Source organism: Lacisediminihabitans changchengi (genome assembly GCF_016634425.1).
GTDB classification, from domain to species: Bacteria; Actinomycetota; Actinomycetes; order Actinomycetales; family Microbacteriaceae; genus Lacisediminihabitans; species Lacisediminihabitans changchengi.
Genome location: NZ_JAEPES010000001.1, coordinates 899,546 through 925,968, shown reverse-complemented (window position 1 = coordinate 925,968; position 26,423 = coordinate 899,546). Strand labels below are relative to the sequence as shown.

The 26,423-nt window shown below is 66.6% G+C and carries 20 protein-coding genes; 6 read left to right on the top strand and 14 right to left on the bottom strand.

The window, feature by feature from the left end; all coding sequences use genetic code 11:
* Positions 1–2 precede the first annotated feature (2 nt).
* From zwf to pgl, 3 genes are read left to right on the top strand one after another with little or no spacing between them, the layout of a single operon-like run.
* Positions 3–1,544: a glucose-6-phosphate dehydrogenase gene (zwf, locus tag IV501_RS04345; RefSeq protein WP_200555140.1), complete on the top strand. Its 1,542-nt coding sequence runs from the start codon at positions 3–5 to the stop codon at positions 1,542–1,544.
* Positions 1,541–2,503, top strand: coding sequence for a glucose-6-phosphate dehydrogenase assembly protein OpcA (locus IV501_RS04340; protein ID WP_200555139.1), 963 nt, complete (start codon positions 1,541–1,543; stop codon positions 2,501–2,503). Before zwf ends, IV501_RS04340 begins: the two co-directional genes overlap by 4 nt.
* Positions 2,500–3,267 (top strand): 6-phosphogluconolactonase, encoded by a 768-nt coding sequence (pgl, locus tag IV501_RS04335; protein WP_200555138.1) that lies wholly within the window; start codon positions 2,500–2,502, stop codon positions 3,265–3,267. Before IV501_RS04340 ends, pgl begins: the two co-directional genes overlap by 4 nt.
* A 205-nt stretch (positions 3,268–3,472) precedes the next feature.
* On the opposite strand, the gene IV501_RS04330 is transcribed toward pgl, so the two are convergent.
* The 14 genes from IV501_RS04330 to IV501_RS04265 form a co-directional block, all read right to left on the bottom strand.
* Positions 3,473–3,838: an RNA polymerase-binding protein RbpA gene (locus IV501_RS04330; RefSeq protein ID WP_200555137.1), complete on the bottom strand. Its 366-nt coding sequence runs from the start codon at positions 3,836–3,838 to the stop codon at positions 3,473–3,475.
* 25 nt (positions 3,839–3,863) lie between these two features.
* Positions 3,864–4,115 carry a preprotein translocase subunit SecG gene (gene secG, locus IV501_RS04325; protein ID WP_200555136.1) on the bottom strand — a complete coding sequence of 84 codons (252 nt, stop codon included), beginning with the start codon at positions 4,113–4,115 and terminating at the stop codon, positions 3,864–3,866.
* A gap of 132 nt (positions 4,116–4,247) precedes the next feature.
* Positions 4,248–5,039 (bottom strand): triose-phosphate isomerase, encoded by a 792-nt coding sequence (tpiA, locus tag IV501_RS04320; protein WP_307812198.1) that lies wholly within the window; start codon positions 5,037–5,039, stop codon positions 4,248–4,250.
* A 5-nt stretch (positions 5,040–5,044) separates the two neighbouring features.
* Positions 5,045–6,262 (bottom strand): phosphoglycerate kinase, encoded by a 1,218-nt coding sequence (locus tag IV501_RS04315; protein ID WP_200555135.1) that lies wholly within the window; start codon positions 6,260–6,262, stop codon positions 5,045–5,047.
* A gap of 9 nt (positions 6,263–6,271) precedes the next feature.
* Positions 6,272–7,279: a type I glyceraldehyde-3-phosphate dehydrogenase gene (gene gap, locus IV501_RS04310; RefSeq protein ID WP_200555134.1), complete on the bottom strand. Its 1,008-nt coding sequence runs from the start codon at positions 7,277–7,279 to the stop codon at positions 6,272–6,274.
* Between the two features lie 154 nt (positions 7,280–7,433).
* Positions 7,434–8,060 (bottom strand): superoxide dismutase, encoded by a 627-nt coding sequence (locus tag IV501_RS04305; RefSeq protein ID WP_200555133.1) that lies wholly within the window; start codon positions 8,058–8,060, stop codon positions 7,434–7,436.
* 161 nt (positions 8,061–8,221) lie between these two features.
* On the bottom strand, positions 8,222–9,202 hold the full coding sequence (gene whiA, locus IV501_RS04300) for a DNA-binding protein WhiA (RefSeq protein WP_200555132.1): 981 nt from the start codon (positions 9,200–9,202) through the stop codon (positions 8,222–8,224).
* Positions 9,203–9,297: 95 nt separating this feature from the next.
* Positions 9,298–10,173, bottom strand: a complete 876-nt coding sequence (gene rapZ, locus IV501_RS04295; protein WP_200555131.1) for an RNase adapter RapZ — start codon at positions 10,171–10,173, stop codon at positions 9,298–9,300.
* 46 nt (positions 10,174–10,219) lie between these two features.
* Positions 10,220–12,142, bottom strand: coding sequence for an excinuclease ABC subunit UvrC (uvrC, locus tag IV501_RS04290; RefSeq protein ID WP_200555445.1), 1,923 nt, complete (start codon positions 12,140–12,142; stop codon positions 10,220–10,222).
* Positions 12,143–12,213: 71 nt separating this feature from the next.
* Positions 12,214–15,156, bottom strand: a complete 2,943-nt coding sequence (gene uvrA, locus IV501_RS04285; RefSeq protein ID WP_307812173.1) for an excinuclease ABC subunit UvrA — start codon at positions 15,154–15,156, stop codon at positions 12,214–12,216.
* Between the two features lie 220 nt (positions 15,157–15,376).
* Positions 15,377–17,455, bottom strand: coding sequence for an excinuclease ABC subunit UvrB (uvrB, locus tag IV501_RS04280; protein WP_200555129.1), 2,079 nt, complete (start codon positions 17,453–17,455; stop codon positions 15,377–15,379).
* Between the two features lie 9 nt (positions 17,456–17,464).
* The gene (cydC, locus tag IV501_RS04275; RefSeq protein WP_307812172.1) at positions 17,465–20,812 is read right to left on the bottom strand and encodes a thiol reductant ABC exporter subunit CydC; all 3,348 of its coding nucleotides are present in this window, start codon (positions 20,810–20,812) and stop codon (positions 17,465–17,467) included.
* The gene (gene cydB, locus IV501_RS04270; RefSeq protein WP_200555443.1) at positions 20,809–21,855 is read right to left on the bottom strand and encodes a cytochrome d ubiquinol oxidase subunit II; all 1,047 of its coding nucleotides are present in this window, start codon (positions 21,853–21,855) and stop codon (positions 20,809–20,811) included. Before cydB ends, cydC begins: the two co-directional genes overlap by 4 nt.
* Positions 21,856–21,874: 19 nt before the next feature.
* A complete protein-coding gene (locus IV501_RS04265; protein WP_234698112.1) occupies positions 21,875–23,479 on the bottom strand; it encodes a cytochrome ubiquinol oxidase subunit I in 1,605 nt (534 codons plus the stop codon).
* An 84-nt stretch (positions 23,480–23,563) separates the two neighbouring features.
* On the opposite strand from IV501_RS04265, the gene IV501_RS04260 reads away from it, so the two are divergent.
* The 3 genes from IV501_RS04260 (at position 23,564) to IV501_RS04250 (ending at position 26,347) form a co-directional block, all read left to right on the top strand.
* Positions 23,564–23,935 (top strand): BlaI/MecI/CopY family transcriptional regulator, encoded by a 372-nt coding sequence (locus IV501_RS04260; RefSeq protein WP_200555128.1) that lies wholly within the window; start codon positions 23,564–23,566, stop codon positions 23,933–23,935.
* Positions 23,932–24,894, top strand: a complete 963-nt coding sequence (locus IV501_RS04255; RefSeq protein ID WP_200555127.1) for a M56 family metallopeptidase — start codon at positions 23,932–23,934, stop codon at positions 24,892–24,894. The genes IV501_RS04260 and IV501_RS04255 overlap by 4 nt, the downstream gene beginning before the upstream one ends.
* 142 nt (positions 24,895–25,036) lie before the next feature.
* The gene (locus tag IV501_RS04250) at positions 25,037–26,347 is read left to right on the top strand and encodes an MFS transporter (protein ID WP_200555126.1); all 1,311 of its coding nucleotides are present in this window, start codon (positions 25,037–25,039) and stop codon (positions 26,345–26,347) included.
* The last annotated feature ends 76 nt before the right edge of the window (positions 26,348–26,423 follow it).

Below are 26,423 nucleotides of genomic sequence, written 5' to 3'. Positions count from 1 at the left end.
CATTGTCCCCGGTGGAAATCACGCCGGAGTTCAACCCCCTCAGGTTGCCCTCCGACCGCCGTCTCAACAGAATCGCTGGACCCAGCGCCCTGATCATCTTCGGAGTGACGGGTGACCTCGCCCGCAAGAAGCTGATGCCAGCGGTCTACGACCTCGCCAACCGCGGTCTGCTGCCGCCCGGCTTCGCACTGGTCGGGTTCGCCCGCCGCGACTGGGAAGACCAGGACTTCGCGAAGGTCGTCCACGACGCCGTCGCGGAGCACGCCCGCACCCCCTTCGATGAGGATGTCTGGGCTCAGCTGGCCGAAGGCATCCGCTTCGTCCAGGGTGAGTTCGACGACGACGCGGCATTTGCCGAGCTGAAGACAACGCTGGACGACCTCGACCGCACCCGCGGCACGATGGGCAACCACGCCTTCTATCTCTCCATCCCACCGAAGTCGTTCCCGCTCGTCACCGAGCAGCTGCGCCGCTCCGGCCTTGCCGACGACGTCGAGGGCGCATGGCGCCGCGTCGTCATCGAGAAGCCGTTCGGTAGCGACCTCACGACGGCACGAGAGCTCAACGCCGTAGTGGAGTCGGTCTTCCCGCCCGACTCGGTGTTCCGCATCGACCACTACCTGGGCAAGGAGACGGTGCAGAACATCCTTGCTCTGCGCTTCGCCAACATGCTCTACGAGCCCATCTGGAACTCGAACTACGTCGACCACGTGCAGATCACCATGGCCGAGGACATCGGCGTCGGCGGTCGTGCAGGCTATTACGACGGAATCGGCGCCGCGCGTGACGTCATCCAGAACCACCTTTTGCAGCTGCTCGCGCTCACCGCGATGGAGGAGCCCGTCTCCTTCGACGCGGCCGACCTGCGCGCCGAGAAGGAGAAGGTTCTTTCGGCCGTTCGTCTGCCCGAGGATCTGTCCACCGCCACGGCGCGTGGCCAGTACTCCAGCGGCTGGCAGGGTGGCGAGAAGGTCGTCGGCTTCCTCGACGAAGACGGCATGAACCCGGAGTCGCTCACCGAGACCTTCGCGGCGATTCGTCTCGACATCGGCACACGTCGCTGGGCCGGTGTGCCCTTCTATCTCCGTGCCGGCAAGCGCCTCGGTCGCCGCGTGACAGAGATCGCGGTCGTGTTCAAGCGCGCTCCGCAGTACCTGTTCGCCGAGAGCCAGACCGGCGAGCTCGGCCAGAACGCGCTCGTCATCCGTGTGCAGCCCGACGAGGGTGTGACCATCCGCTTCGGCTCGAAGGTTCCCGGCGCCGGTATGCAGGTGCGCGACGTGACGATGGACTTCGGCTACGGCCACGCCTTCACCGAGGCGAGCCCCGAGGCCTATGAGCGGCTCATCCTCGACGTGCTGCTCGGCGACCCGCCGCTGTTCCCGCGCCACCAGGAGGTGGAACTCAGCTGGAAGATCCTCGACCCGATCGAGGAGTTCTGGGCCACTCAGGGCCAGCCGGAGCAGTACCGCCCAGGAACCTGGGGACCGAGCTCCGCCGATGAATTACTCGCCCGCGACGGCAGAACATGGAGACGCCCGTGATAGTCGATCTTCCGGATACCACCACCAGTCAGGTATCCAAAACCCTCGTCAAGATCCGCGAAGAGGGTGGCGCGGTTGCTCTCGGGCGCGTGCTCACCCTGGTGATCTCCACCGAGCTTGGGCATGAGGAGGAGGCCATCGAGGCCGCCAACGACGCCTCGCGCGAGCACCCCATGCGCGTGATCGTCGTCTCCACGTGCAGCGGCGATGTGACAACAGACGAACCGCGACTCGATGCCCAGATCCGGGTCGGCGGCGACGCCGGCGCGAGCGAGGTCATCGTGCTCAAGGCGTACGGAGACACCGCGACCGACGAGGAGGGGCTCGTCACCGGACTCCTGCTCTCCGACGCCCCCGTTGTCGCCTGGTGGCCGGGAGAGGCGCCTGCCGTCGTGTCCCAGTCCCCGCTCGGCCGTATCGCCCAGCGTCGGATCACCGATGCCGCGGCACAGCCCGATCCCCGCGGGTTCCTGAATCACCTCTCGGGCTGCTACGCCCCCGGCGACACGGACTTCTCCTGGACCCGGCTCACCCTGTGGCGCGCGCAGCTGGCGGCCGTACTCGACCAGCCTCCGTACGAGCCGATCACCGGGATCGAGGTGCACGGTTCGCCCGACTCACCCTCGACCCAGCTGCTCGCGGCCTGGTTGCAGGATGCGCTCGGCACGCAGGCGCGTCACGAACTGGTCACTCCCGCTCACGGCTCCAGCGGAATCCAGGGCGTCAAGCTCTACCGCGGTGACACCGTGATCGAACTCGAGCGCACCAGCCCGAGCATCGCGACGCTGTTGCAGCCAAACCAGCCGACGCACGACATCTCTCTGCCCCGCCGTAGCCTTCGCGACTGCCTCGCCGAGGAATTGCGTCGACTCGACCCGGATGACCTGTACGGTGAAGTTGTGCAGAATGGACTGAAAGCGCTGTCGGAGCCCGCCGTGATCACCAAGGCGGCTCGGTGACCAACGCCCGCCGCGTGCTGGTGCATGCCGACAAGCAGTCCCTCGCGGGTTCGCTGGCGGCACGCTTCATCACCAAGGTGGTCGACCTTCTCGATGCGCAACACGACGTCAATGTCGTGTTGACCGGGGGCTCGGTCGGTACCGCGGTACTCGAGGCGATCAACGAGTCGTCGGCGCGCGACAGCATCGACTGGTCGCGGGTGAATCTGTGGTGGGGCGACGAGCGCTGGCTTCCGGCCGGCGATCCTGAGCGCAACGAAACCCAGGCTCGCGCCGCGCTGATCGACCATGTCGGCGTGATCGAGAGCAACGTGCATCCGTTCGCCAGCTCCGATGGGCCGCTCACGCTCGACGGCGCGGCCGAGGAATATGCAACCGAGCTCTCCGTTGCTGCCGACGGCGGTGCACACCCGCGCTTCGACATCACCTTCCTCGGCGTCGGGCCCGACGGTCACGTCGCGTCGCTGTTCCCCGACCACCCGGGTATCCAGGTGACGGATGCGACGGTCGTCTCGGTGCGCAACTCGCCCAAGCCTCCCCCGGAGCGCCTGAGCCTCACCCTGCCGGTGCTTAATCGCTCCGACCGGATCTGGCTCGCGCTGGCCGGATCGGACAAAGCCTCGGCGCTCGGTCTCGCTCTCGCGGGTGCAAGCACCTGGGAGGTTCCGGTCGCCGGCATCGAGGGGCGCCTTCGTACTGTGTTCTTCGTCGATCGCGACGCGGCCGCCGAGGTTCCCGGCGAGCTGATCGCCGTCGAGTACTAGACAGTCGAGTACTAGACAGTCGAGTACTAGACAGCCCAGTTCTAGACAGCAATGCCACACAAGGGGCCAGCCGACTCGTTCGGCTGGCCCCTTTGTGTGGCACTGACTTTGTGCCCCGCACGACAAAAGAAGGCCCCGTCGACATCGTCGAACGGGGCCTTCTTCGCAGTTGCACCTACTGCGCGGTAAAACTACCGCGGTAAAACTACTGTGCAGTGAGGCGCGAGCGGCGCGCGCGGAGCTGCTCCAGCGCCTCATCCAGCAGAGTCTCTGCCTCTTCCTCGGTGCGACGTTCCTTCACATAGGCGAGGTGAGTCTTGTACGGCTCGAGCTTCGCCACCGACGGGGGGTTCTCTTTGTCACGGCCGGCCGGGAGACCACAGTTCGGGCAGTCGAGAATGACCGGGATCTCCTCCGGCTCGATCGTCGCGAGAAAGTACGGGCTCAGCTCGTGACCGTTCGCGCACCAGTAGAAGACCTGGAGACGCTCGGCGTGGAAGCCACGGTCTTGCTCGCCCATGGGCCCCGCGCCGACGCGCGAGCCCCGAATTGCACTGCCACCTGAAGCCATCTGTGTGTTCCTTCTCTCGCCGGCGTTACGCTGCGGCGTCGAACTTGGTGATGAGGCCGAGCACGATGATCGACGCGACCCAGACGAGGCCGAGGATCACCGTGATGCGGTTGAGGTTGCGCTCTGCGACCCCGGACGCGCCGAGGTTAGACGTCACGCCACCGCCGAACATGTCGGACAGACCGCCACCGCGACCGCGGTGCAACAGGATGAGCAGGGTCAGCAGGAGGCTCGTGATACCGAGCACCACCTGGAGGATGACCTGAAGGATTGCCACTGTGCGATTGCACCTTTCGACTACGGAAATGGGACCGCGCCGGCACGGAGCCACACGCAGTCGTCCTTCAGTATACCCGGGCCTCGGATCAGCGCTCGGGAGGCGCGATCGCCGCGCCTCCCTGCGCCGTGATCAGGTACCGACGTGCTTGGGAAACTGCGCGATCCGGGAGAATTCGGCCAGATCGAGGCTCGCGCCGCCGACCAGAGCGCCGTCGACATCCGTCTGGCGCATGAAACCGGCGATGTTGCCGGCCTTCACTGAACCGCCATACAGGATGCGCGCCGCATCCGCCGTCTCCTGTCCGAGCACCTCGGCAAGAGTCGCCCGCAGGGCCGCAGCAACCTGCTGTGCCTGCTCGGGCGTGGCCGCCTGGCCGGAGCCGATCGCCCACACGGGCTCATACGCGACGACGAGCTCGACACCCGCCGTGAGCCCGGCGATGCCCGCACGAAGCTGAGCGACCGGCACTGCACTCGGGCCGTGCAGCTCGAGGTCTTCCGCGGTCTCCCCCACGCACAGCACGGGCACGAGTCCCGCGGTGACGGCAGCAGCGACCTTGGCCGCCACCTTCTCGTCGGTCTCGTGGTGCAGCGTGCGGCGCTCGGAGTGACCGACGATGACGTAGCCACAGTCCAGCGCGCGAAGGAACGTCGCGGAGATCTCGCCCGTGTACGCGCCAGAGACGTGCTCGGAGACATCCTGACCGCCGTAGTGGAGGTCGAGCTTGTCTGCGGCGATCAGCGTCTGCACCGATCGCAGGTCGGTGAAGGGCGGGAAAATCGCCACCTCGACCGCGGCGAAGTCATGCCGGGCGTCTTTGAGACTCCAGGCCAGCTTCTGCACGAAAGCGATCGACTGCAGGTGGTCGAGGTTCATCTTCCAGTTGCCGGCGATCAGCGGGACGCGAGCGCCCGTCGTCACCGGGGTCACGCCTGCCAGCCCAAGACTGTGAGGCCGGGAAGGCTCTTCCCCTCGAGGAATTCGAGGCTGGCGCCACCGCCGGTCGAGATGTGACCGAACTGGTCGTCGGTGAAGCCGAGGGCACGCACTGCGGCGGCGGAGTCTCCCCCGCCGACGACGGAGAGTCCGTCGACCTCGGTGAGCGCCTGGGCGACCGTCTTGGTGCCCGCGGCAAATGGCTCGAGCTCGAAGACTCCCATCGGACCATTCCAGAACACGGTCTTCGACGAACGGATGACCGCGGCGAACGCCTCAGCGGTGGCCGGACCGATGTCCAGACCGAGCCCGGCCTCACCCCACGGCGAGCCTTCGATGTCGTCGGCAGCACGAACCTCGTGTTCTGCGTCGGCACCGAACTTCGAGGCGACTACGACATCAGTCGGCAGCAGGATCTGCACGCCGAGCTCGTCGGCTTTGGCCAGGTAGCCGCGCACGGTGTCGAGCTGGTCGACCTCGAGCAGACTGGAACCGACCTTGTGGCCCTGGGCCGCGAGGAAGGTGAACAGCATGCCGCCGCCGATCAGGAGGGAGTCGACCCGCGGCAGCAGATGCGCGATCACCCCGAGCTTGTCGGAGACCTTCGAGCCACCGAGAACAACGGCGTACGGCTTGGAGGGTGTCTCGGTGAGCTTGTCCAGCACATCGAGCTCGGTCGCAATGAGCCCGCCGGCGGCGCTCGGCAGCAACCCGGCGAGTTCGAAGACACTCGCCTGCTTGCGGTGCACGACGCCGAAACCGTCAGACACGAAGGCGTCTGCGAACTCGGCGAGGTCCGCGGCGAACGACTCGCGATCTTCGTCGTCTTTGGAGGTCTCGCGCGGGTCGAATCGGAGATTCTCGAGAACGACGAGGTCGCCCTCGGTCAGCTTCTCGACGGCCGCGACCGCCTCGGGGCCGACAGTGTCGTCGGCGAAGACCACCGGGGAGACCAGCAACTCCCCCAGGCGCCGAGCGACCGGGGCAAGGCTGTATTTGGGTGTCGGTACGCCGTCCGGGCGTCCCAGGTGCGAGATCACGATCACCCGCGCTCCGGCAGCCATGAGCTGCCGGAGCGTGGGGAGCGATGCGCGAATGCGGCCGTCATCCGTGATCTCGCCGTCTTTCAACGGGACATTCAGATCACAGCGGACGATGACCTTCTTGCCTCGGAGATCTCCGAGGCTTTCAATCGTGCGGAGCGTCATCCCGAGCCGTTACAGGCGCTCGGCGACGTACTCGGTGAAGTCGACGAGGCGGTTGGAGTAACCCCACTCGTTGTCGTACCAGCCGGCGATCTTCACCTGGGTGCCGATGGCCTTGGTGAGGCCCGCGTCGAAGATGCAGGAGTGCGGGTCGCCCTGGATGTCGCTGGAAACGATCGGGTCTTCGGTGTATGCGAGGTAGCCGGCGAGCGGGCCGCTCTCGGCCGCAGCCTTGAACGCCGCGTTGACCTCGGCGACGGTGACCGCACGGCCGGCGTCGATGGTGAGGTCGGTGATCGAGCCGGTTGGCACCGGAACGCGCAGCGCGTAACCGTCGAGCTTGCCGAGAACCTCGGGAACGACGAGGCCGAGTGCCTTCGCCGCGCCGGTCGAGGTCGGGATGATGTTCAGGGCGGCGGCACGCGCACGGCGCAGGTCGCTGTGCGGGCCGTCCTGCAGGTTCTGGTCTGCGGTGTAGGCGTGGACCGTCGTCATGAGGCCACGCTCGATGCCGAAGTTCTCGAGGAAGACCTTCACCAGCGGCGCGAGGCAGTTGGTAGTGCAGGACGCGTTAGACAGGATGTCCATGGTCGAGGGGTCGTAGTCGGACTCGTTGACGCCCATGACGAAGGTGCCGTCGTCGTCGGTCGCGGGCGCCGAGATGATGACCTTCTTGGCGCCGGCCTCGAGGTGCTTGCGGGCATCCTTGGCGTTGGTGAAGCGGCCGGTCGACTCGATCACGATGTCGATGCCCAGTTCGCCCCATGGCAGGTTCGCGGGATCGCGCTCCGCCAAGACCTTGATGCGCTTGTCTCCGACGATGATCGAATCACCCTCGACCGACACGTTCTCGGCGAGACGACCGCCGACGGAGTCGTACTTGAGCAGGTGTGCCAGCGATTTAGGGTCGGTGAGGTCGTTGACGGCGACGATTTCCAGGTCAGCGCCCTGAGCGAGGGACGCGCGAAGGTAGTTGCGACCAATGCGACCGAAGCCGTTGATGCCGATCTTGACTGTCAAGAGAACTCCTGATGCTGATGCGCCGAGGGCGCGATGTGTTGTTGTCGGGGTGCTGCTGCGCGGGGTAACCGCCGTGGCTACTGGGGCGACCCCACGGGTGACGGGTGTCGAGACAGGGGTGTGGCCGGTGCTCTCGCACCGGCCACCTCACCGATTAAGACAGTACCAGGAGGCCGTCAGTCTTCTGGGTTGCTGTGCTGAAGCGCTCCTGGACGTTCGCCCAGTTCACGATGTTCCAGAACGCCTTGACGTAGTCGGCGCGCACGTTCTTGTAGTCGAGGTAGTAGGCGTGCTCCCAGACATCCAGCGTCAGCAGCGGTACGAGGCCCAGCGGGATGTTGCCCTGCTGGTCGAACAGCTGGAAGATGCTCAGGTTCTTGCCGATGCTGTCGTAGCCGAGGATCGCCCAGCCCGAGCCCTGCACGCCCAGCGCGGTGGCCGTGAAGTGAGCGGTGAACTTGTCGAACGAACCGAACTGGTCGTCGATCGCCGCAGCCAACTCACCGGTCGGCTTGTCTCCGCCGTCGGGAGAGAGGTTGGTCCAGAAGATCGAGTGGTTGACGTGACCGCCGAGGTTGAACGCGAGGTCCTTCTCGAGCTTGTTCACATTGGCCAGGTTGCCGCTGTCGCGCGCCTCGGCGAGGCCGGCCAACGCCGTGTTGGCGCCGGTGACGTACGCCTGGTGGTGCTTGTCATGGTGAAGTTCCATGATCTGGGCACTGATGTGCGGCTCCAGAGCCGCAAAGTCGTATCCCAGTTCGGGCAGCGTGTATTCAGCCATATTCCGATCTCCTTTTTCTGTGGACCCGGGGGCTACGAGCACCATCTACCGGGCCGAATTTCAGTGTACTCGCGTCAGCTCCGGCGCCCAGCGAATGCTTCCCGTACGTACAGGGTCCGTTCACCCGGGATCAGTTCACCCGGCGCGCGACCATGCCGGGCTCAGGCGTCTTCGTAGTCCGCGGGAAGATTGGCGTCGGTTCCGGGGATCCCGAGATCGACGGCCTTCTTGTCTGCCATGGCCAGCAGGCGGCGGATGCGGCCGGCCACGGCATCCTTCGTCATCGGCGGGTCGGCGTGGTGGCCGAGCTCGTCGAGGCTCGAGTCGCGGAAGCGCAGCCGCAAATCACCGGCGTAGCGCAGGTGCTCAGGAACGTCGCCGTCGAGGATCTCGAGTGCTCGCTCGACCCGGGCGCAGGCCGCGACGGCCGCCTGGGCGGAACGGCGGAGGTTCGCATCGTCGAAGTTCACCAGACGATTGGCTGTGGCCCGCACCTCGCGCCGCTGACGCAATTCCTCCCAGTTGAGCACGGTGGCCGCCGCGCCCATGTGCACGAGCATCGCGCTGATCGCTTCGCCGTCACGGATGACCACGCGGTGCACTCCGCGGACCTCGCGAGCCTTGGCAGCCACACCCAGCCGACCGGCGGCACCGACCAGGGCCATCGCGGACTCGTTGCCGGGGCAGGTGATCTCGAGTGCTGCAGAACGACCAGGGTCGGTGAGGGAACCGCGCGCCAAGAATGCCCCGCGCCAGACGGCCGACAGCTCGTCTTTGCCCCCGGTGGTGAGCTTGTTCGGGAGCCCACGGATCGGGCGGCGACGGGCGTCGAGCAGGCCGGTCTGGCGAGCGAGCGTCTCGCCGCCGTCGAGGACGCGAACGAGGTAGTGGCTGGTGCGGCGAAGTCCGGATGCGGAGATGACCGAGACCTCGCTCTTCACGCCGTAGAGCTCGGCCAGGTCTTTGCGCACCCGGCGAGCGAGCTGCGGGGTGTCGAGCTCTGACTCGACCGCGATGCGCCCGGAGATGAGGTGGAGGCCGCCGGAGAAACGCAGGATGGTGGCTAGCTCCGCCGCGCGCACCGTGGTCTTGCTCACCTCGATGCGGGCGAGTTCATCTTTGACGTCGGCGGTGAGAGCCAATCTGGGCTTCTTTCTGTTGTATCGGAATCCTGGATGCCGTGCCCTCGTCCGTCAAGCGGAAAATTGGGGGCAGGGAGCCGCTGGCGCGGCGAAACTCACTCGCGACCGAGGTCGCGGTGCTTGACGCTGACGGCAACGCCGGGCTGTTCTCGCAATAGGCGAGCGAGCCTCTCGGCGACCGCGACGGAACGGTGTTTACCGCCCGTGCATCCAATGGCGATCGTAGCGTGTCTCTTGTTCTCGCGCTGATAGCCTGCGAGCACGGGGGCCAGCGCGCGGGTGTAATTGTCGACGAATTCGGCCGCACCCTCCTGGGCGAGCACGAAGTCGGAGACCTGCTGATCGAGGCCGGTGCTCCCCCGCAGATCGGGCACCCAGAAGGGGTTGGGCAGAAAGCGCATGTCGGCCACGAGATCGGCGTCGGTGGGCAACCCGTACTTGAAACCAAAGCTCATCACCGTGACCTGCAGCCCGGGCGTTTCCGCGTCGGAGAACGTCTCCTGCACCGTCGTGGCCAGCTGATGGATGTTGAGGTCGGAGGTGTCGACGATGATGTCGCTGGACTCTCGCAGGTTGAGCATCCGCTGCCGCTCGGCGCCGATGCCATCGAGCAGGGTGCCGTCGCCCTGGAGCGGATGTGGACGCCGCACCTGCTCGAACCGACGCACGAGCGCCGCATCCGTCGCCTCGAGGAACAACACCCGAACGGCGTTGTTCTCGCGCAGGGACTCGACGATCTGCTCGAGGTCGGAGAACAGATTGCCGCCGCGGACATCCACGACGGCCGCGATCTTCGGCAGCGTGTCGCCGACCCGGCCTGCCAATTCCACGAGAGGGCGCAACATCTGAGGCGGCAGGTTGTCGACGACATACCAGCCGAGGTCTTCGAGCGCATTGCCGACGGTGGAGCGCCCGGCTCCCGACATGCCCGTGACGATCAGCACTTCCTGCTTGTCGCTCTCCGCGCTCATGCTGCAAGCCTACTTAATCGTTTCCTGCGCCTGATTGATTCGTGCGTCACTGGCGCAGGCGTTCGTAGATGGTCTGGGCGAGCGTCGGGCCGATGCCCTGCACTTCGGCGATGGCCGTCTGATCCGCCGTGCGCAGCTGGGTCACCGAGCCGAAGTGCCGGAGCAGTTCTTTCACCCGCGCGGGCCCCAGGCCCGGGATCTCGCCGAGTTGCGACGAGACATCCTTTTTTCGTCTCTGGCGTTGATAGGTGATCGCGAACCGGTGCGCCTCGTCACGGATGCGCTGGATCATGAACAGCGCGTCGCTGTTGCGGGGCAGGATGACCGGATAGTCGGAGTCAGGCAGCCAGATCTCCTCAAGACGCTTGGCGATGCCGCAGAGGTGGATATCGGTGATGCCGGCGTCTTCCAGGGCGCGCTTCGCCGCGGCCACCTGCGGCTGACCACCGTCGACGATGAGCAGGTTCGGTCGGTAGGCGAACTTCTGCCGACGGGTCTCGGCGGCGGGGTCGACGATGTCGTCGGTGGTGGGGTCCGCAGCCTCGGTCCCCTCAGGGTCCGATTCGCTGCCCGTCGGGTCAAGGTAGGCGAGCCGTCGGCTCAGCGTCTGGTAGATCGACTCGGTGTCGTCGGTCGACTCGGGGATGCTGAAGCGACGGTACTGGTCTTTGCGTGGCAGACCGTCTTCGAACACCACCATCGAGGCGACGATGTTGGTACCGCTGAGGTGCGACACGTCGTAGCACTCCATCCGCAGCGGCGCGTCGGGCATGCCCAGGGCATCCTGAATATCGGCGAGGGCCTGGGATCGGGCGGTGAAGTCACCGCTGCGCCGCGTCTTGTAGAGCATCAGAGCGTTCTTCGCGTTGGTCTCGACCGTCTGGGCCAGGGCAGCGAGGTCACCGCGCTGTGCGACGCGAAGACCCACCTTGCCGTTGCCATCGCGCCCGGAGCGGATCCCACTGAGCCAGACCTCGAGCTCTTTCACGTCCTCCGGAAGTTCGGGAACGACGATCTGGCGCGGTGGCACGAGCTCGTCCTCGTAGGCGTTCTGCAGCACCAGTTCGACCAGCTCGCCGAGCGCCAGGTCGAGTTCCTTGTCGACCACCCAGCTGCGCACACCGCGGATGCGCCCGCCGCGCACGGTGAATTGCTGCACGGCGGCGGCGAGCTCGTCGTGTGCGATGCCGAACACGTCGGCGTCGACGTCTTCGGCCAGCACCACCGCGCTCTTGGACAGCGCGGTCTCGAGCGCTCCGAGCTGGTCGCGATAGCGCGCGGCAGACTCGTAGTCCTGGGTCTCGGCCGCCGCCATCATCTTTTTGCGGACATCCGTGATGTAGCGCGAGTCATTTCCCGCCATGAAGGAGGCGAAGTCGAGAGCGATCGACTTGTGGTCCTCTTTGGTGATGCGTTTCACGCACGGCGCGGCACATTTGCCGATGTCGCCGAGCAGGCAGGGCCGACCGGTCTGCTCCGCTCGCTTGTAGGTCGCGTCCGAGCAGCTGCGCATCGGGAAGGCTTTCAACATCAGGTCGACGGTCTCGCGAATCGCCCAGACCTTCGTGTACGGCCCGAAGTAGCGGGCGCCCTTCATGGTCTTGTGGCGGGTGACCAGCACGCGGGGAACGTCGTCGCCGAGGGTGATCGCCAGATACGGGTACGACTTGTCGTCTTTGAACTGCACGTTGAACGGCGGGTCGAACTCTTTGATCCAGGTGAACTCGAGCGAGAGCGCCTCGAACTCGGTGCCGACCACGGTCCATTCGACGGATGCCGCGGTCAGCACCATGCGCCTCGTGCGCTCGTGAAGGCTGCGCAGCGGCTGGAAGTAGTTGCTCAGCCGAGAGCGCAGGTTCTTCGCCTTGCCGACGTAGAGCACCCGCTGGTTCTGGTCGCGGAAGCGGTAGACGCCCGGCTGCTGCGGGATCTCCCCCGCCTTCGGCCGCCAACTCACCGTGCCCGACATCGGCGGGCGAGGAGGCGTCGCCCCGAGGGGCGATCGCCGCGGCGGCGTCGTTGTTGCCATGGTCGCCGAGCCTACGCCGAGGCGCGGGCCGGCTTGCGCGGCTGCTTACTGGCGGGTTTGCGCGACGACACCTTCACCACCGGCGCGGGAGCAGGCTCGAGGATCTCGGCGAGGAACTGGCCGGTGTGGCTGGCCTCCACCGCCGCGAGCTGCTCGGGGGTGCCCGTCGCGATGACCTGGCCTCCCCCGGCTCCGCCCTCTGGCCCCATGTCGATGAGCCAGTCCGCCGACTTGATCACGTCGAGGTTGTGTTCGATGACGATCACCGTGTTGCCCTTGTCGGCCAAACCGTTCAGCACCAGGAGCAACTTGCGCACGTCTTCGAAGTGAAGACCGGTGGTTGGCTCGTCGAGCACGTAGATGCTGCGTCCCATCGACCGCTTCTGCAGTTCGGTGGCCAGCTTGACACGCTGCGCCTCGCCACCCGACAGGGTCGTCGCGCTCTGCCCGAGGCGCACGTAACCGAGGCCGACATCGACCAGCGTGTTGAGGAAGCGGCTGATCGAGGAGATCGCCTCGAAGAACTCGGCCGCCTCGCTGATCGGCATGTCGAGCACCTCGGCGATCGACTTGCCCTTGTAGTGCACCGCGAGCGTCTCGCGGTTGTACCGGGCACCGTTGCAGACCTCGCACACGACGTAGACGTCTGGCAGGAAGTTCATCTCGATCTTGATCGTGCCGTCGCCGGAACAGTTCTCGCAGCGACCGCCCTTGACGTTGAAGCTGAAGCGACCGGGCAGGTAGCCGCGGGACTTGGCGTCGACGGTCTCGGCAAACAGGTTGCGGATCTTGTCGAACACGCCCGTGTAAGTCGCCGGGTTCGACCGCGGAGTGCGGCCGATCGGCGCCTGGTCGACGTGGACGACCTTGTCGAGGTTGTCGAGACCGGTGACGCGGGTGTGCTTGCCGGGGATCTGGCGCGCGCCGTTCAACTCATTGGCGAGCACCTTGTACAGGATGTCGTTCACCAGTGAGGACTTGCCCGATCCGCTGACGCCGGTCACCGCGGTGAAGGTTCCGAGCGGGAATTCGACGGTGACATCCCTCAGGTTGTTGGCGCGCGCGCCCTCGACCGTGAGCATCCTCTTCGGGTCGATCGGTCGACGCACCGTCGGCGTTTCGATCGCGCGCCGGCCCGAGAGGTAGTCGCCGGTCATGGAACGCGTGTTGGCGAGCAGGTCTGCGTACGACCCCGAGTGAACTACCTCGCCTCCGTGCTCGCCGGCACCCGGTCCGATGTCGACCACCCAATCAGCGGTGCGGATAGTGTCTTCGTCGTGCTCGACGACGATGAGGGTGTTGCCGAGGTTCTTCAGCTTCACCAGGGTCTCGATCAGACGGCGGTTGTCACGCTGATGCAGGCCGATGCTCGGTTCATCGAGCACGTAGAGCACGCCGGTCAAGCCGGAACCGATCTGGGTCGCGAGACGGATGCGCTGCGCCTCGCCACCGGACAGCGATCCGGCCGAGCGGGCGAGGTTGAGGTAGCTCAGGCCGACCTCGATCAGGAACTCCAACCGCAGCCGGATCTCGCGAAGCACCTGTGCCGCGATCTTGGCCTCGCGGGGGGTGAGTTCGAGGAGCTTCATGAACTCGTAGGCGTCGACGAGGCTGAGCTCGGAGACATCCGCGATGTTGTGTTCATGAACGGTGACCGCGAGCACCTCGCGCTTCAAGCGCTTGCCGTGGCAGACCGGGCAGGCGATCTCGCGAAGGTACGACGAGTAACGCTGGCGGGCCGAGTCGGTCTCCGCCTCAAGGAATTTGCGCTCGATGTAGGGCATGACGCCCTCGAAGCCCGTCGAGTACTTCATCTCGCGGCCGAAGCGGTTCTTCCACTTGACAGTTACTTCGAAGTCGTTGCCCTCGAGGATGGCGCGCTGCACCTTCTCGGGCAGCTCCTGCCATGGCGTCTTCAGGGAGAAATCGAGGTCGGCGGCGAGACCCTCGAGGAGGCGCTGAAAGTAGTTGAACAGGCCCTTGCCGGACTGGGTCCACGGCAGGATGACGCCCTCGGCCAGGCTGAGGGCCGGGTCGCCGAGCAGCAGCTCCTGATCGACCGACATGCGGGTGCCGAGACCCGAGCACTCCGGGCAGGCGCCGAACGGGGCGTTGAACGAGAACGTGCGCGGCTCGATCTCGGTGAGCTGCACCGGGTGCCCGTTGGGGCAGGACAGCTTCTCGGAGAAGTTGCGCCAGGCCTCCGGGCCGGTTGCGTCGACATAGTTGATGCTGACCAGGCCATCAGTGAGGCGTAGCGCGGTCTCGAGCGAGTCGGTCAGCCGGGTGAGGATGTCGGGGGCCGCAACCAGACGGTCGACGACGACGGAGATGTCGTGCTTGTACTGCTTCTTCAACGTCGGTGGGGAGCTGAGCTGAATCTGCTCACCGTCGACGATCGCGCGCGAGTAGCCGCTGGCCGCGAGTTCCTTGAACAGGTCGACGAACTCGCCCTTCTTCTGCGAGACCACGGGGCTGACGATCTGGTAGCGCACCCCGGTCTCCAGGGTCATGAGCTGGTCGGCGATCTGCTGCACCGTCTGGCGCTCGATCTTGGCACCGCAGATAGGACAGTGCGGAATGCCGATGCGCGCCCAGAGCAGGCGCATGTAGTCGTAGATCTCGGTGATCGTGCCGACGGTGGAGCGCGGGTTGCGGTTGGTCGACTTCTGGTCGATCGAGACCGCGGGGCTCAGACCGTCGATGAAGTCGACGTCGGGGCGGTCGACCTGACCGAGGAATTGCCGGGCGTATGCTGACAGCGATTCGACGTAGCGGCGCTGGCCCTCCGCGAAGATCGTGTCGAAGGCGAGCGACGACTTTCCCGAACCGGAAAGACCGGTGAAGACGACCAGAGAATCGCGCGGGATCTCGAGGTCGACGTTCTTGAGGTTGTGCACCCTGGCCCCGAGGACAGAGAGCTTCGGGCCGGACTTGACGGGGGAAATAGTCACCATACGAGTCTACGTAAGCCACCGACATTGCCCGATCGGTTAAGCCCCTAGCGGACCTGGTGTCAGCGATACTCCTTTGGTTGAGTACCGCACGCGCTCTAGCGCGTTCGCGTATCGAAACCTGTCCGTGGTGGGCCTCGATACGCGTCCTCGCGCGGACGCTCGGGCGCTAACCGCCCAGCGGAACGGCGCTACTCGACCGGCGAATCGACCGGCGCGGTCAGGCCAGGTGGCCCGCCGCCTCCATCTGACGTAGCTCCTTCTTCAGATCGGCGACCTCATCGCGCAGCCGGCCGGCGAGCTCGAACTTGAGCTCCCCCGCGGCCTGGAGCATCTGCTCGTTGAGGTCACGGATGATCGTCTCCAGATCATTCGCACCCGCGGCAGCCAGACCCGCGTGCTTGCCCTCGCGCTTGAGGCTCGGCGTGGGTGCACGCTTGCGCCCGCCGCGACCGCTCAGCAGTTCTGCCGTGTCGGCATCCTCCCGCTGCAGCTGGTCGGTGATGTCGGCGATCTTCTTGCGCAGCGGCTGCGGGTCGACCCCACGCTCGAGGTTGTACGCGACCTGCAGTTCGCGCCGCCGGTTGGTCTCCGAAATGGCCAGGGCCATGGAGTCGGTCATGACATCGGCATACATATGCACTGCGCCGGACACGTTGCGGGCGGCGCGACCGATGGTCTGGATCAGCGAGGTCGACGACCGGAGGAACCCCTCCTTGTCGGCGTCGAGGATGGCCACGAGCGACACCTCGGGAAGGTCGAGGCCCTCCCGCAACAGGTTGATGCCGACCAGCACGTCGTAGACGCCCTGCCGCAGCTCGGTGAGCAGCTCGACCCGCCGCAGCGTGTCGACATCGGAGTGCAGGTAGCGCACGCGCACGCCCGCCTCACCGAGGAACTCGGTGAGCTCCTCGGACATCTTCTTCGTGAGGGTGGTGACAAGCACCCGCTCGTTTAGGGCCACACGGGCGCGGATCTCCTCGAGCAGGTCGTCGATCTGACCCTTGGTGGGCTTGACCACGATCTCGGGATCGATCAGGCCGGTCGGGCGGATGATCTGCTCGACCACCGAGTCGGTGATGCCCATCTCGTACTTGCCGGGCGTCGCCGACAGGTAGACCTTCTGGCCGACCCGGTCGAGGAACTCGTTGAACTTGAGCGGGCGGTTGTCGAGGGCACTCGGCAGCCGGAAGCCGTGGTCGACCAGAGTGCGCTTGCGCGACGCATCCCCCTCGTACATGGCCCCGATCTGCGGAATCGTGACGTGCGACTCGTCGATGACCACCAGGAAGTCGTCGGGGAAGTAGTCGATGAGACAGTGCGGCGCCTCGCCCGGGTTGCGACCGTCGATGTGGCGCGAGTAGTTCTCGATGCCGCTGCAGAACCCGATCTGCTCCATCATCTCGATGTCGAAGGTGGTGCGCATGCGCAGTCGCTGGGCCTCGAGCAGTTTGCCCTCACGCTCGAGTTGGGCCAGGCGCAGCTCGAGCTCCTCCTTGATCGTGACGATCGCCTTCTGCATGCTCTCTTGGCCGGCCACATAGTGCGACCCGGGGAACACCGAGACGGCGTCGAGCTTCTTCACCACGTCGCCGGTGAGCGGATGCAGGCTGTACAGCCCCTCGATCTCGTCACCGAACATCTCGATGCGGATGGCGAGCTCCTCGTACATCGGGATGATCTCGATCGTGTCGCCGCGCACACGGAAGTTGCCGCGGGAGAAGTCGACGTCGTTTCGCTGGTACTGCATCGAGACGAATTTGCGGATCAGCGCCTCTCGGTCGATGCGCATGCCGACCTGCAGGGCGAGCATGGCGTCGAGGTACTCCTCGGACGAGCCGAGTCCGTAGATGCAGGAGACGGTGGAGACCACCACCACGTCGCGCCGACTGAGCAGCGAGTTGGTGGTGGAGTGCCGAAGCCGCTCCACCTCCGCGTTGATCGACGAGTCCTTCTCGATGAAGGTGTCGGTCTGCGGCACGTAGGCCTCGGGCTGGTAGTAGTCGTAGTACGAGACGAAGTATTCGACCGCGTTGTTCGGCATCAGCTCGCGGAACTCGTTCGCCAGCTGCGCCGCCAACGTCTTGTTGTGCGCGAGCACGAGAGTGGGGCGCTGCACCTGCTCGATGAGCCAGGCCGTGGTCGCCGACTTGCCGGTTCCGGTGGCGCCGAGCAGCACGACATCCGTCTCCCCCGCGTTGATGCGGGCGGTCAGTTCGGCGATGGCCTGGGGCTGATCGCCGCTCGGCACGTACTCGCTGACGACCTCGAACGGGCGCACGGATCTGGTCGGTTCCATGCCTCAAGCTTAAGCAGGGCCACTGACACTCGATTCGAATTGCGCCGTGGGCAGAACGGGCGCTGCACCGAGAACAATGCGCTGATCCGCCGGTCGCTGGTCGACGAGCTGATGCGTGACCAGCACGGTGATGCGGTCGGCGAGAGCGATCCGCAGATCTGTCATCAGCTCTCGCGCCGACTCTTCGTCGAGGTGTGCCGTCGGTTCGTCGAGCAGGATGACGTCGGCTCCCGTCAGCAGCGTGCGGGCCACCGCGAGCCGCTGTCGCTCCCCTCCAGACAGCTGTGCGCCGCCCGCGCCGATGCGCGTATCCAGCCCGTCGGTCAGTCGGTCGAGCAGGGGCCCGAGCCCGACACGACGGAGTACGGTGATCAGCTCTGCCTCGTCGGGCGCAGACTCGCGCGGCCGGGCGATGAGCAGATTGCCGCGGATGGTCGAGTCGAACAGATGCCCCTCCTGCGGGCTCCAGCCGAATCGGCGGGCGAGCGGCGAGAGGTCGCGGCCGGAGACGTCGTCACCATTGATGAGGTAGGCGCCCGAGGTGGGCTCGAGGTGTCCGAGGAGCAGCGCGATCAGCGTCGACTTGCCCGAGCCGGACGGCCCGGTGATGGTGAGCCAGTCGCCGCGGGTGACGCGAGCCGAGGCATCCGTCAGCACGGTCTGTGTCGGCTGCCAGCCCGTCGCGACCTGCCGCAGCTCGATGCTCTCGATTCGACGGTCGTCGACGGGTGTCCCCGGCGCCTCGCGCTCGACCGCCGTGGTGCGCGACACCCGGCCGAGTACACGGCGCAGGGCGGGAAGCAGCTGCACCGCTCCGACGAGCTCGAGCGTCGGCTCGATCAACGCGAGCGGCACCAGAGCGAGTACCGCCACCAGACCGGGCTGGATGTCTGGCTGCTGCAGCACCGCGAACGGCACCAGCAGCACGGCCGCCAGCGCGCAACTCGCGATCACCACCGCGCCGCCGAGTCCGAGCGCTCCAGCACCGCGACGAGCAGCGGCGGAGGCCCGGCCGTCCAGCGCCGCAAGCTCTGCCCGAACCCCAGCGTCGACCCCGTTGGCCCGCAAGTCGTCTGCGGCACCGAGCATGGCGGCGAAGCGCACCAACACCGTGGAACGGAGGGACTGCAGGCCTCGGGCAGCACGGCGATCCGCGGCGAGGGCCACCAGTGGGGCGACGATGCCGGCGAACAGTCCGAGCATGATCAGCACCGGAACGACGGCCGGCACCAGAACACCGAGCGCCACGAGCGTGACGAGCAGGCTGAGCACCCCGCTGGCGAGTGGAAGCACCACACGAATCGCCAGGTCGCGTAGCTCATCGACCTCGCGGACCAGGCGATCGAGCGTGCCGCCGGCCGTCACGCTGTCGCGACCGCGAAGCCCGCGCGCCGAGAGGGCCGACCAGAGCCGCATGCGCACGCCGGTGAGGGCCGCGAAGACGGCATCGTGGCTGAGCAGTCGTTCCGAGTAGCGCAGCACCGCGCGACCCACCCCGAAGAAGCGCACGCCGACGATCGCGACCAGCAGGTACATGATCGGCGGGTGCTCGCTCGCCCGCACGATCAGCCAGCCCGAGACTCCGGTGAGGGCGATCGCGAACAGCGTGGCGAGTGTGCCCAGCGCGACAGCGCCGGCGATCTTCCCTCGAACCGGACGAAGGAGAGCGGCGAGCTCGCGCCACGGATGCTCCGGCTCGCCGAAGGGTTCGACCAGGCGTGCCGGCAGGGGTTCGGCGACCACCGAGGACGACATCGGCGCAGCCTCGAACGCCGCGCCGGCGTCGAGCCGAACCCTGGCGTCGGCGAGGGCGCGGGCGGCTGGGTCATGCGAGGCGAGAAGCACCGTCGCCTTCCCGCGCAGCCGCGCGATCTCGCGCAGCACCTGCGCGGCACTCGCTGAATCGAGTTGAGCGGTGGGTTCGTCGAGCAGCACCAGGCGTGCACCGGCGTCCACGCGCGCGATCACCCGAGCTACCCCCAGCCGCCGCAGTTCTCCGGGGCTCATCAGCGCGGGCGGAAGGTCGGCGCTGTGGGCGATGCCGAGGCGCTGGAGCAGCGACTCGTCTCCCCCGTAGATCGCGAGTTCCTTGAGCACGGTGTCGCCGGTGGTGCGCGGATGCTGCGGCAGCCAGGCAACCCGGGTCGCGTCGAGTCCCTCGACCCTCCCGCCGACCTCGGCCGACGCACCGGATCGGAGCCGCCCGGCCAGCACCGCGAGCACCGTCGACTTACCGGTACCGCTCCGCCCGTCGAGAAGCGTGATCGCCCCGCGACGGGCGGCGAAGGAGAGGCCGGCCACGGCATCCGTCTGTCGGTCGGCGAAGCGCACGCGCAGGTCGGTCACGCACAGGTCGGCATCGCCATCGAAGACGATCGATTCTTCGACCGGTTCGTCGATAATCGCCTGTGCCCGGGCGAGCGCCTCGCGTCCGTCCCGCGCTGCATGGAAGGCCACGCCGATCTCCCGGAACGGCGCCATGCACTCCGGGGCCAGGATGAGCACCAGCAGTCCGACCTCGAGTGTGAGGTCGCCGCCCACGAGTCGCACCCCGATGAATACCGCCACGATGGCGACCGAGATCGTCGCGATCAGCTCCAGTGCCAGCGAGGACAGGAAGGCTGTTCTCAGGGTCTGCACCGTGGCGCGGCGGTGACGGTCTGAGATCTCGCGCAGGGCGTCGGTCTGTTCCTCGGCACGCCCCAGTCCGACCAACACGGGAAGGCCGCGGGCCAGCTCGACGAGGTGATCCGACAGCCGGGCCAGAGCCGTCGTCGCCGCGGCCACCCGCTCCTGGGTGTGCATGCCGATCAGCGTCATGAACACCGGGATCAGGGGCACCGTCAGCACGATGATGAGCGCGCTGACCCAGTCGGCGAAGAGGATGCGCGCGCCGATAATCACGGGGACCGTGGCCGCCGTCACCAGCGCCGGCAGGTAGACGGTGTAGTACTTCTCGAGTTCGTCGAGTCCCTGCGTGGCCAGGGTGGCGACGGACGCGGGTGCGGTGCCGGGCTGCAGAGCGCGGTCGGCGAGAGCCGCGCGCATCCGCTCCTTCGAACCGAGGAGCGCTCGTGCGGAGACGACCCGCTGCGCCCAGGCGACCAGCGCTCGACCGAGAGCGGATGCCGCGCCCAGGGCGATGATGCCGGCCCAGTCAGCGTGACCGGCTGCGCTGTTCCCGATCGCACTGTTCCCGATCTCCGTGTGACCGTCAGCCACCGCCGCGACGCCGCCGGCGATCGCGGTGGCGATACCGATCAGGGCGATCGCCTTCGCGGCACCCAGAAGGGCGAGCAGATAGAGGAACCCTCGCGGCATCCTGGCCAGGTCGTCGCGCGGCGTGGGCCGATTCACGGGTGTTGTTCCATCGGGCGTCGCACCGCCGCCTCGACCGGATGTGCGGCCGGCAGCTGGGTCGCGCTGACCCGCTTGCGGAACACCCAGTAGGTCCAGGCCTGGTAGGCCAGCACGAGGGGCACCCCGAAGCCGGCGACGACCGACATCACGGAGAGCGTGTACGGCGTCGATGACGCGTTCGCCACGGTGAGGTCGAAGCGGGCATCGATGGTCGAGGGCAGCACCACCGGGTAGCTGGCGGCGAAGATCGCGCCGACCGTGAGCGCGAGCGCGAATCCGAGGCTGACGAACGCCCAGCCCTCCCGACCGGCCCGGTTGGCGAACCACGCGCCCACGGCGACCGCGATGGCGAGAATCGCGATCACCCAGGTCACCGGGTTGCCCGTGCGAAGCTGCACGCCGATGAGCCAGACCGCGAGCGGTATCAGCGCGATCGGACCGACGAGGCCCGCGAAACGACGCCCGGCGACGCGCACCGGGCCGTCGGTCTTGAGCGCGAGGAACACCGAGGCGTGAGCGAGCGCGAATCCGACCACGGCGAGACCGCCGACGATCGCCCACGGAGTGAGCCAGGCGAAGGCGCCGCCCACCCGGTCGCCGTTCGCGTTCAGCGGAAGCCCGGTGGTGGTGAGCGCAAGGGTCGCACCGATTCCGAACGCGGCGACCAGCGAGCCGAGGCCCAGCGCGGCATCCCAACCCCGCCGCCAGCGATCGCTCGTTCCCTTACCCCGGTATTCGATCGCGACGGCACGGAAGATCAAGCCGAGCAACACGAACACCATCGGCAGGTAGAGGGCAGACAGCAGGGAGCCGTACCAGAACGGGAAGGCGGCGAAGGTAGCGCCGATCGCGGTGACCAGCCACACCTCGTTGCCGTCCCACACCGGCCCGATGGCGTTGAGCATCACACGCTTGTCGGCCTCCTTGCGGGTGAGGAAGAACAGCCGCATCCCTACTCCCAGGTCGAAGCCCTCGAGAAAGAGGTAGCCGAGCCAGAGAACGGCGATCAGGATGAACCAGATGGTGGGCAGCATGGTCAGCTCCTAGTAACTCGGGGTCTCAGTACGCGAAGGCGAGCACGTCGCCCGAGGTCGCGTCGGAATCGTCATCGTCGTCGTTCTTCGGATGCGCCAATTCCGGCACCGCGCTGGCGACCCCGCCGCGCACATACCGCACCAGCAGCCGGATCTCGAACACCATCAGCACGGCGTACACCAGCGTGAAGGCGCTGAGCGAGAACAGGATCTCGCCGAAACTCACTCCGGGCGAGACAGCGGCGGCGGTGAACATGAAGACCCCATCGATGCCGTCCGGGTTTGGCGCGACGACGAATGGCTGCCGCCCCATCTCGGTGAAGATCCAGCCAGCCGAGTTCGCCGCGAATGAGGCGAGGATGCTCGCCGCCGCCAACTGCATCAGCCAGCGCTGACGGGGCACCGTACCCCGACGCGTCAGCCAGAGCGCCAGCGCCGCGGCGCCGGCCGCGAGGATGCCGAAGCCGATCATCATCCGGAAGCCCCAGTAGGTCACCTCGAGCACCGGTGTGTAGTCGATCGCCTGACCGGCCCGATCGCCGTAGATCGCCTTGTCGGGCAGATTCGTACCGTACTTGGCCTGATACTGCGGGATCAATTCGTTGATGCCCTTGATGTCGGTGCTGAAGTCGCCCTTGGCGAGGAACGACAGCAGGCCCGGGATCTCGATGATCGGGGTGATGTCCGAGCAGTTCTTCGAGCCGAGCTCGCCCACCGAGAGCACCGAGAAGCTGGTGCCGTCGTGGCAGGCGCCCTCGGCCGCCGCCATTTTGAGCGGCTGCTGCTCGAACAACAGCTTGGCCTGTGAGTCGCCCGTGATGGCAACACCGGCGAACGCCACCATGGCTACGACCGCGCCGATCCGCAGCGAAGTGATCCAGACCTTGTGGTCGGCTTTATCCCGACCAGGGATGTCGGCGGCCTCGCCGACGACCACCTTCTTGTCGAGACCAACGGTGTCGATCCCATCGCGGCGCCGCTGCCACAGCTGGTACCAGGCGATGCCGACGACGAAGCCGCCACCGACGGCGAGCGAGCCGCAGAGGGTGTGGCTGAAGGCGCTGAGAGCAGTGTTATTGGTGAGGACGGCCCAGACATCCGTCATCACGGGGCGGCCGTCGATCAGGGCGACACCCACCGGATGCTGCATCCACGAGTTCGCGACGATGATGAAGTAGGCCGAGACGATCGACCCCGCGATGGCAACGCACAGGCTGGCGAAGTGCAGCTTCTTGGGCAGCTTGTTCCAGCCGAAGATCCACAGGCCGAGGAACGTCGATTCGACGAAGAAGGCGAGCAACGCCTCCATGGCCAGCGGGGCGCCGAACACGTCGCCCACGAACTTCGCATACTCGCTCCAGGCCAGCCCGAACTGGAACTCCTGCACCAGGCCGGTCGCGACACCGAGGATGAAATTGATCAGGTAGAGCTTTCCCCAGAACTTGACCATGCGGTACCAGCGCACGTCTCCGGTGCGCATCCACTTCCACTGCATGCCGGCGACGATCGGTCCGAGGCCGATGGTGAGCGGAACCATCCAGAAGTGGTACACGGTGGTGATGCCGAACTGCCAGCGTGCGATGAGCAGCGGATCGAGGTCCATGGGCATAAAACCAGCACCGTGCAGCATGACGCTCCTTCTTCTACCGAATGTAGAAACAGTTAAGTTCTACACCATGTAGAACTACATTTCTACATCGAGTAGAATCTGGACATGGCAACGCTGGGGGAACTCGAACGAACGGTGATGGACATCCTCTGGGATTCCGCCAACGCACTTGCGGCAACGGACATCCGTGACCGCCTCGATGGCAAAGAACTCGCCACCACGACGGTGCTGACGGTGCTGGGTCGCCTCGAGAGCAAAGGCTTCGTGATCCGGGAACGGGATGCCCGCCCGCATCTGTTCGCCGCCGCTACCACCCGTGCCGCGCACATGGCCGAGCTGATGCATGAGGTGCTCGGCACGGCGCCCGACCGCACCGCGGTGCTCGCACGGTTCATCGGACAAGTCAGCTCGGGCGAGGCGGCCACTCTGCGCCAGATGCTCGACGGTCGACTGGTGGGCGACAAGCAGCTGCTGTGACCATCACCTGGGTTGCTCTCGCGATTCTCGCGATCGCCCTGGCCTGGCCGGTGCCGATCCTGCTCGCACGGGCATCCTGGCCAGCTCGAGCGCCAGCCACCGCCCTGATCGTCTGGCAGGCGATCGCGCTGGCCGGTGGACTTTCCATGCTCGGCGCTCTGTTCTCGTTCGGGCTCGAGCCATTCGGCGACGATCTCGCCACCGGACTCGCCGCCTTCCCGGGCTGGCTGGTGGCGGGCGAATTGCCGGCCGGGACAAGCTTCCTGCAGATGTTCGCGGTCAGCGGCGGCATCCTGCTCGGGGTGCACCTGCTTCTCACGCTCGGCCTTACCTTCGCTCGCGCCGAGCGTTCTCGACGCCGGCACGGCCAGCTGGTTCGACTCCTCAGCGCACCCATTCCCGAACGCCCCGGCATGCGTCTGCTCGAGCACGAGGCGCCGGTGGCATATTGCCTGCCCGGAACGACCCGCTCGGTGACCGTGCTCTCGGCCGGGCTCGTCGAACTGCTCGACGACCAGCAGTTGCAGGCAGTCATCGCGCACGAGCTCGCCCACGCGACGCAGCGTCATCACCTTCTCCTGGTCGCCTTCCGGGCCTGGCGCGGATCGCTGCCCTGGTTCCCCATCGCGACGCGGGCCCTCGATGCGGTGACCGTGCTGGTCGAGATGTTGGCCGACGACCGCGCTCGCCAGCAGGTTCCGGACGAGGCGCTCGCGGCATCCATCGCCCTGGTCGCCTCGGCATCGGATGCGCCGGCCGTCTCGCGCCTCGACCCGGCGACGGATGCCACGGCTCGCGCCCTCGCCGCCGACGGCCATTCGGCCGAGCGCCGCCTCACGAGACTCATCACGCCGGGGCGGCCCCTCGGCGCCGCGGGCCGCGCCCTCGCGCTGATCTGCAGCGTGGCGCTGCTCGCCGTGCCGACCGTGCTGATCGTGGCTCCGGCAGTGCTCGCCTGAGCTCTGGGCTGGTCAGATCCATGCACGAGCATTGAGTGCACGGCGTTTCGGGTGTTTTATGGCCGCATAGCTGTTGGATAGGGAATATCCGTAGCGTCACACCGAGTACACCCGATGTCACCTCTCGCGGAATGAGCGCTCCATGGCACTGACCGACACTGCTCCGCGCACGGCCGCCACGCCGATCCTGTTCCACCGCCGCCGCGGGCGCGTACTCGTACTGCTATGCGTGATGTACTTCATCGCCTATTTCGACCGCACCAACATCTCTGCGGCCGGCCCCTCGATCATCAAGGAATTCGGCCTCACCAACGCGGAATTCGGCCTCGCGGCATCGGTGTTCGCGATCTTCTACGCCAGCCTGCAGATATTCGGCGGGTGGATCGGCGAGAAGGTCGGCCCTCGCCGTGGCCTCCTCATCCTGGGCCTACTCTGGGGTGCGTCGACGCTCTTCACCGGACTCGCCGTCGGCCTGGTCTCCCTGCTGATCGCGCGCGCGATCCTCGGCTTCAGCGAATCGGCCACCTTCCCCACCGCCACCCAGGCGATGAGCCGATGGATGCCGCCGGACCGCAACGGTTTCGTGCAGGGCATCGTGCACTCGGCATCCCGCCTCGGCACGTTCGCCGCGCCGATCGTGGTGACGACGCTGATCATCTGGTCGGGCTGGCGCGAGTCGTTCTTCCTCGTCGGGGTGCTCAGCATGCTCTGGGCCATCGTCTGGTTCGTCATGTTCCGCGACCGTCCGAGGGACATGAAGGGGATGACCGCGCAGGAACTCTCCGAGGTTCCCGCCATCCCCAAGGCGGCCGATCGCCCGCCGGTGCCGTGGAAGCGGCTGATCCGCACGATCCTGCCCGTGACGCTGGTCGACTTCGGCTACGGCTGGGTCGCCTGGGTATTCTTCACGTGGATTCCGACGCTGCTCGCCACCGTCTACAAGCAGGACATCAGCAAGTACGGCCTGCTCACCTCCCTCATCCTCGCCGGTGGCGTTATCGGCGACACGTTGGGCGGCGTACTGAGCGACCGGCTGCTGCGTAAGACCGGCAACGCCCGCAGCGCCCGGCGCACGTTGCTGCTGATCGGCTTCATCGGCTCGGCGCTCTGCCTCGTGCCGCTGGTGTTCTCACCGCCCCTGACTGTGGCCATCGTGGCCCTCGCCTTCTCGTTCTTCTTCCTCGAACTCACCAACGCGCAGCTCTGGTCGATTCCGATGGATGTCGCCCCCACCTGGTCGGGCACGGCCAGCGGCATGATGAACACCGGCTTCGGCGTCGCGGGCATCCTCTCCCCGATCGTCGTCGGTGCTCTCGTGGATGTGACCGGCGACTTCGTCGTACCGTTCGCCGTCTCCATCGGCATCCTGGTCGCCGCGACAGTGCTCGCCGGCGTGATGAAGCCAAAGCGGGTAGATCCGATCGGCTCCCCCCTCGCGGGCAGCACCGACTAGTTCGGACGCCGCTCACGGCAACACCGCGCCCCATTGTCAACACCGCGCAGGTTGTAACCCCCGCGCGGATGACAAG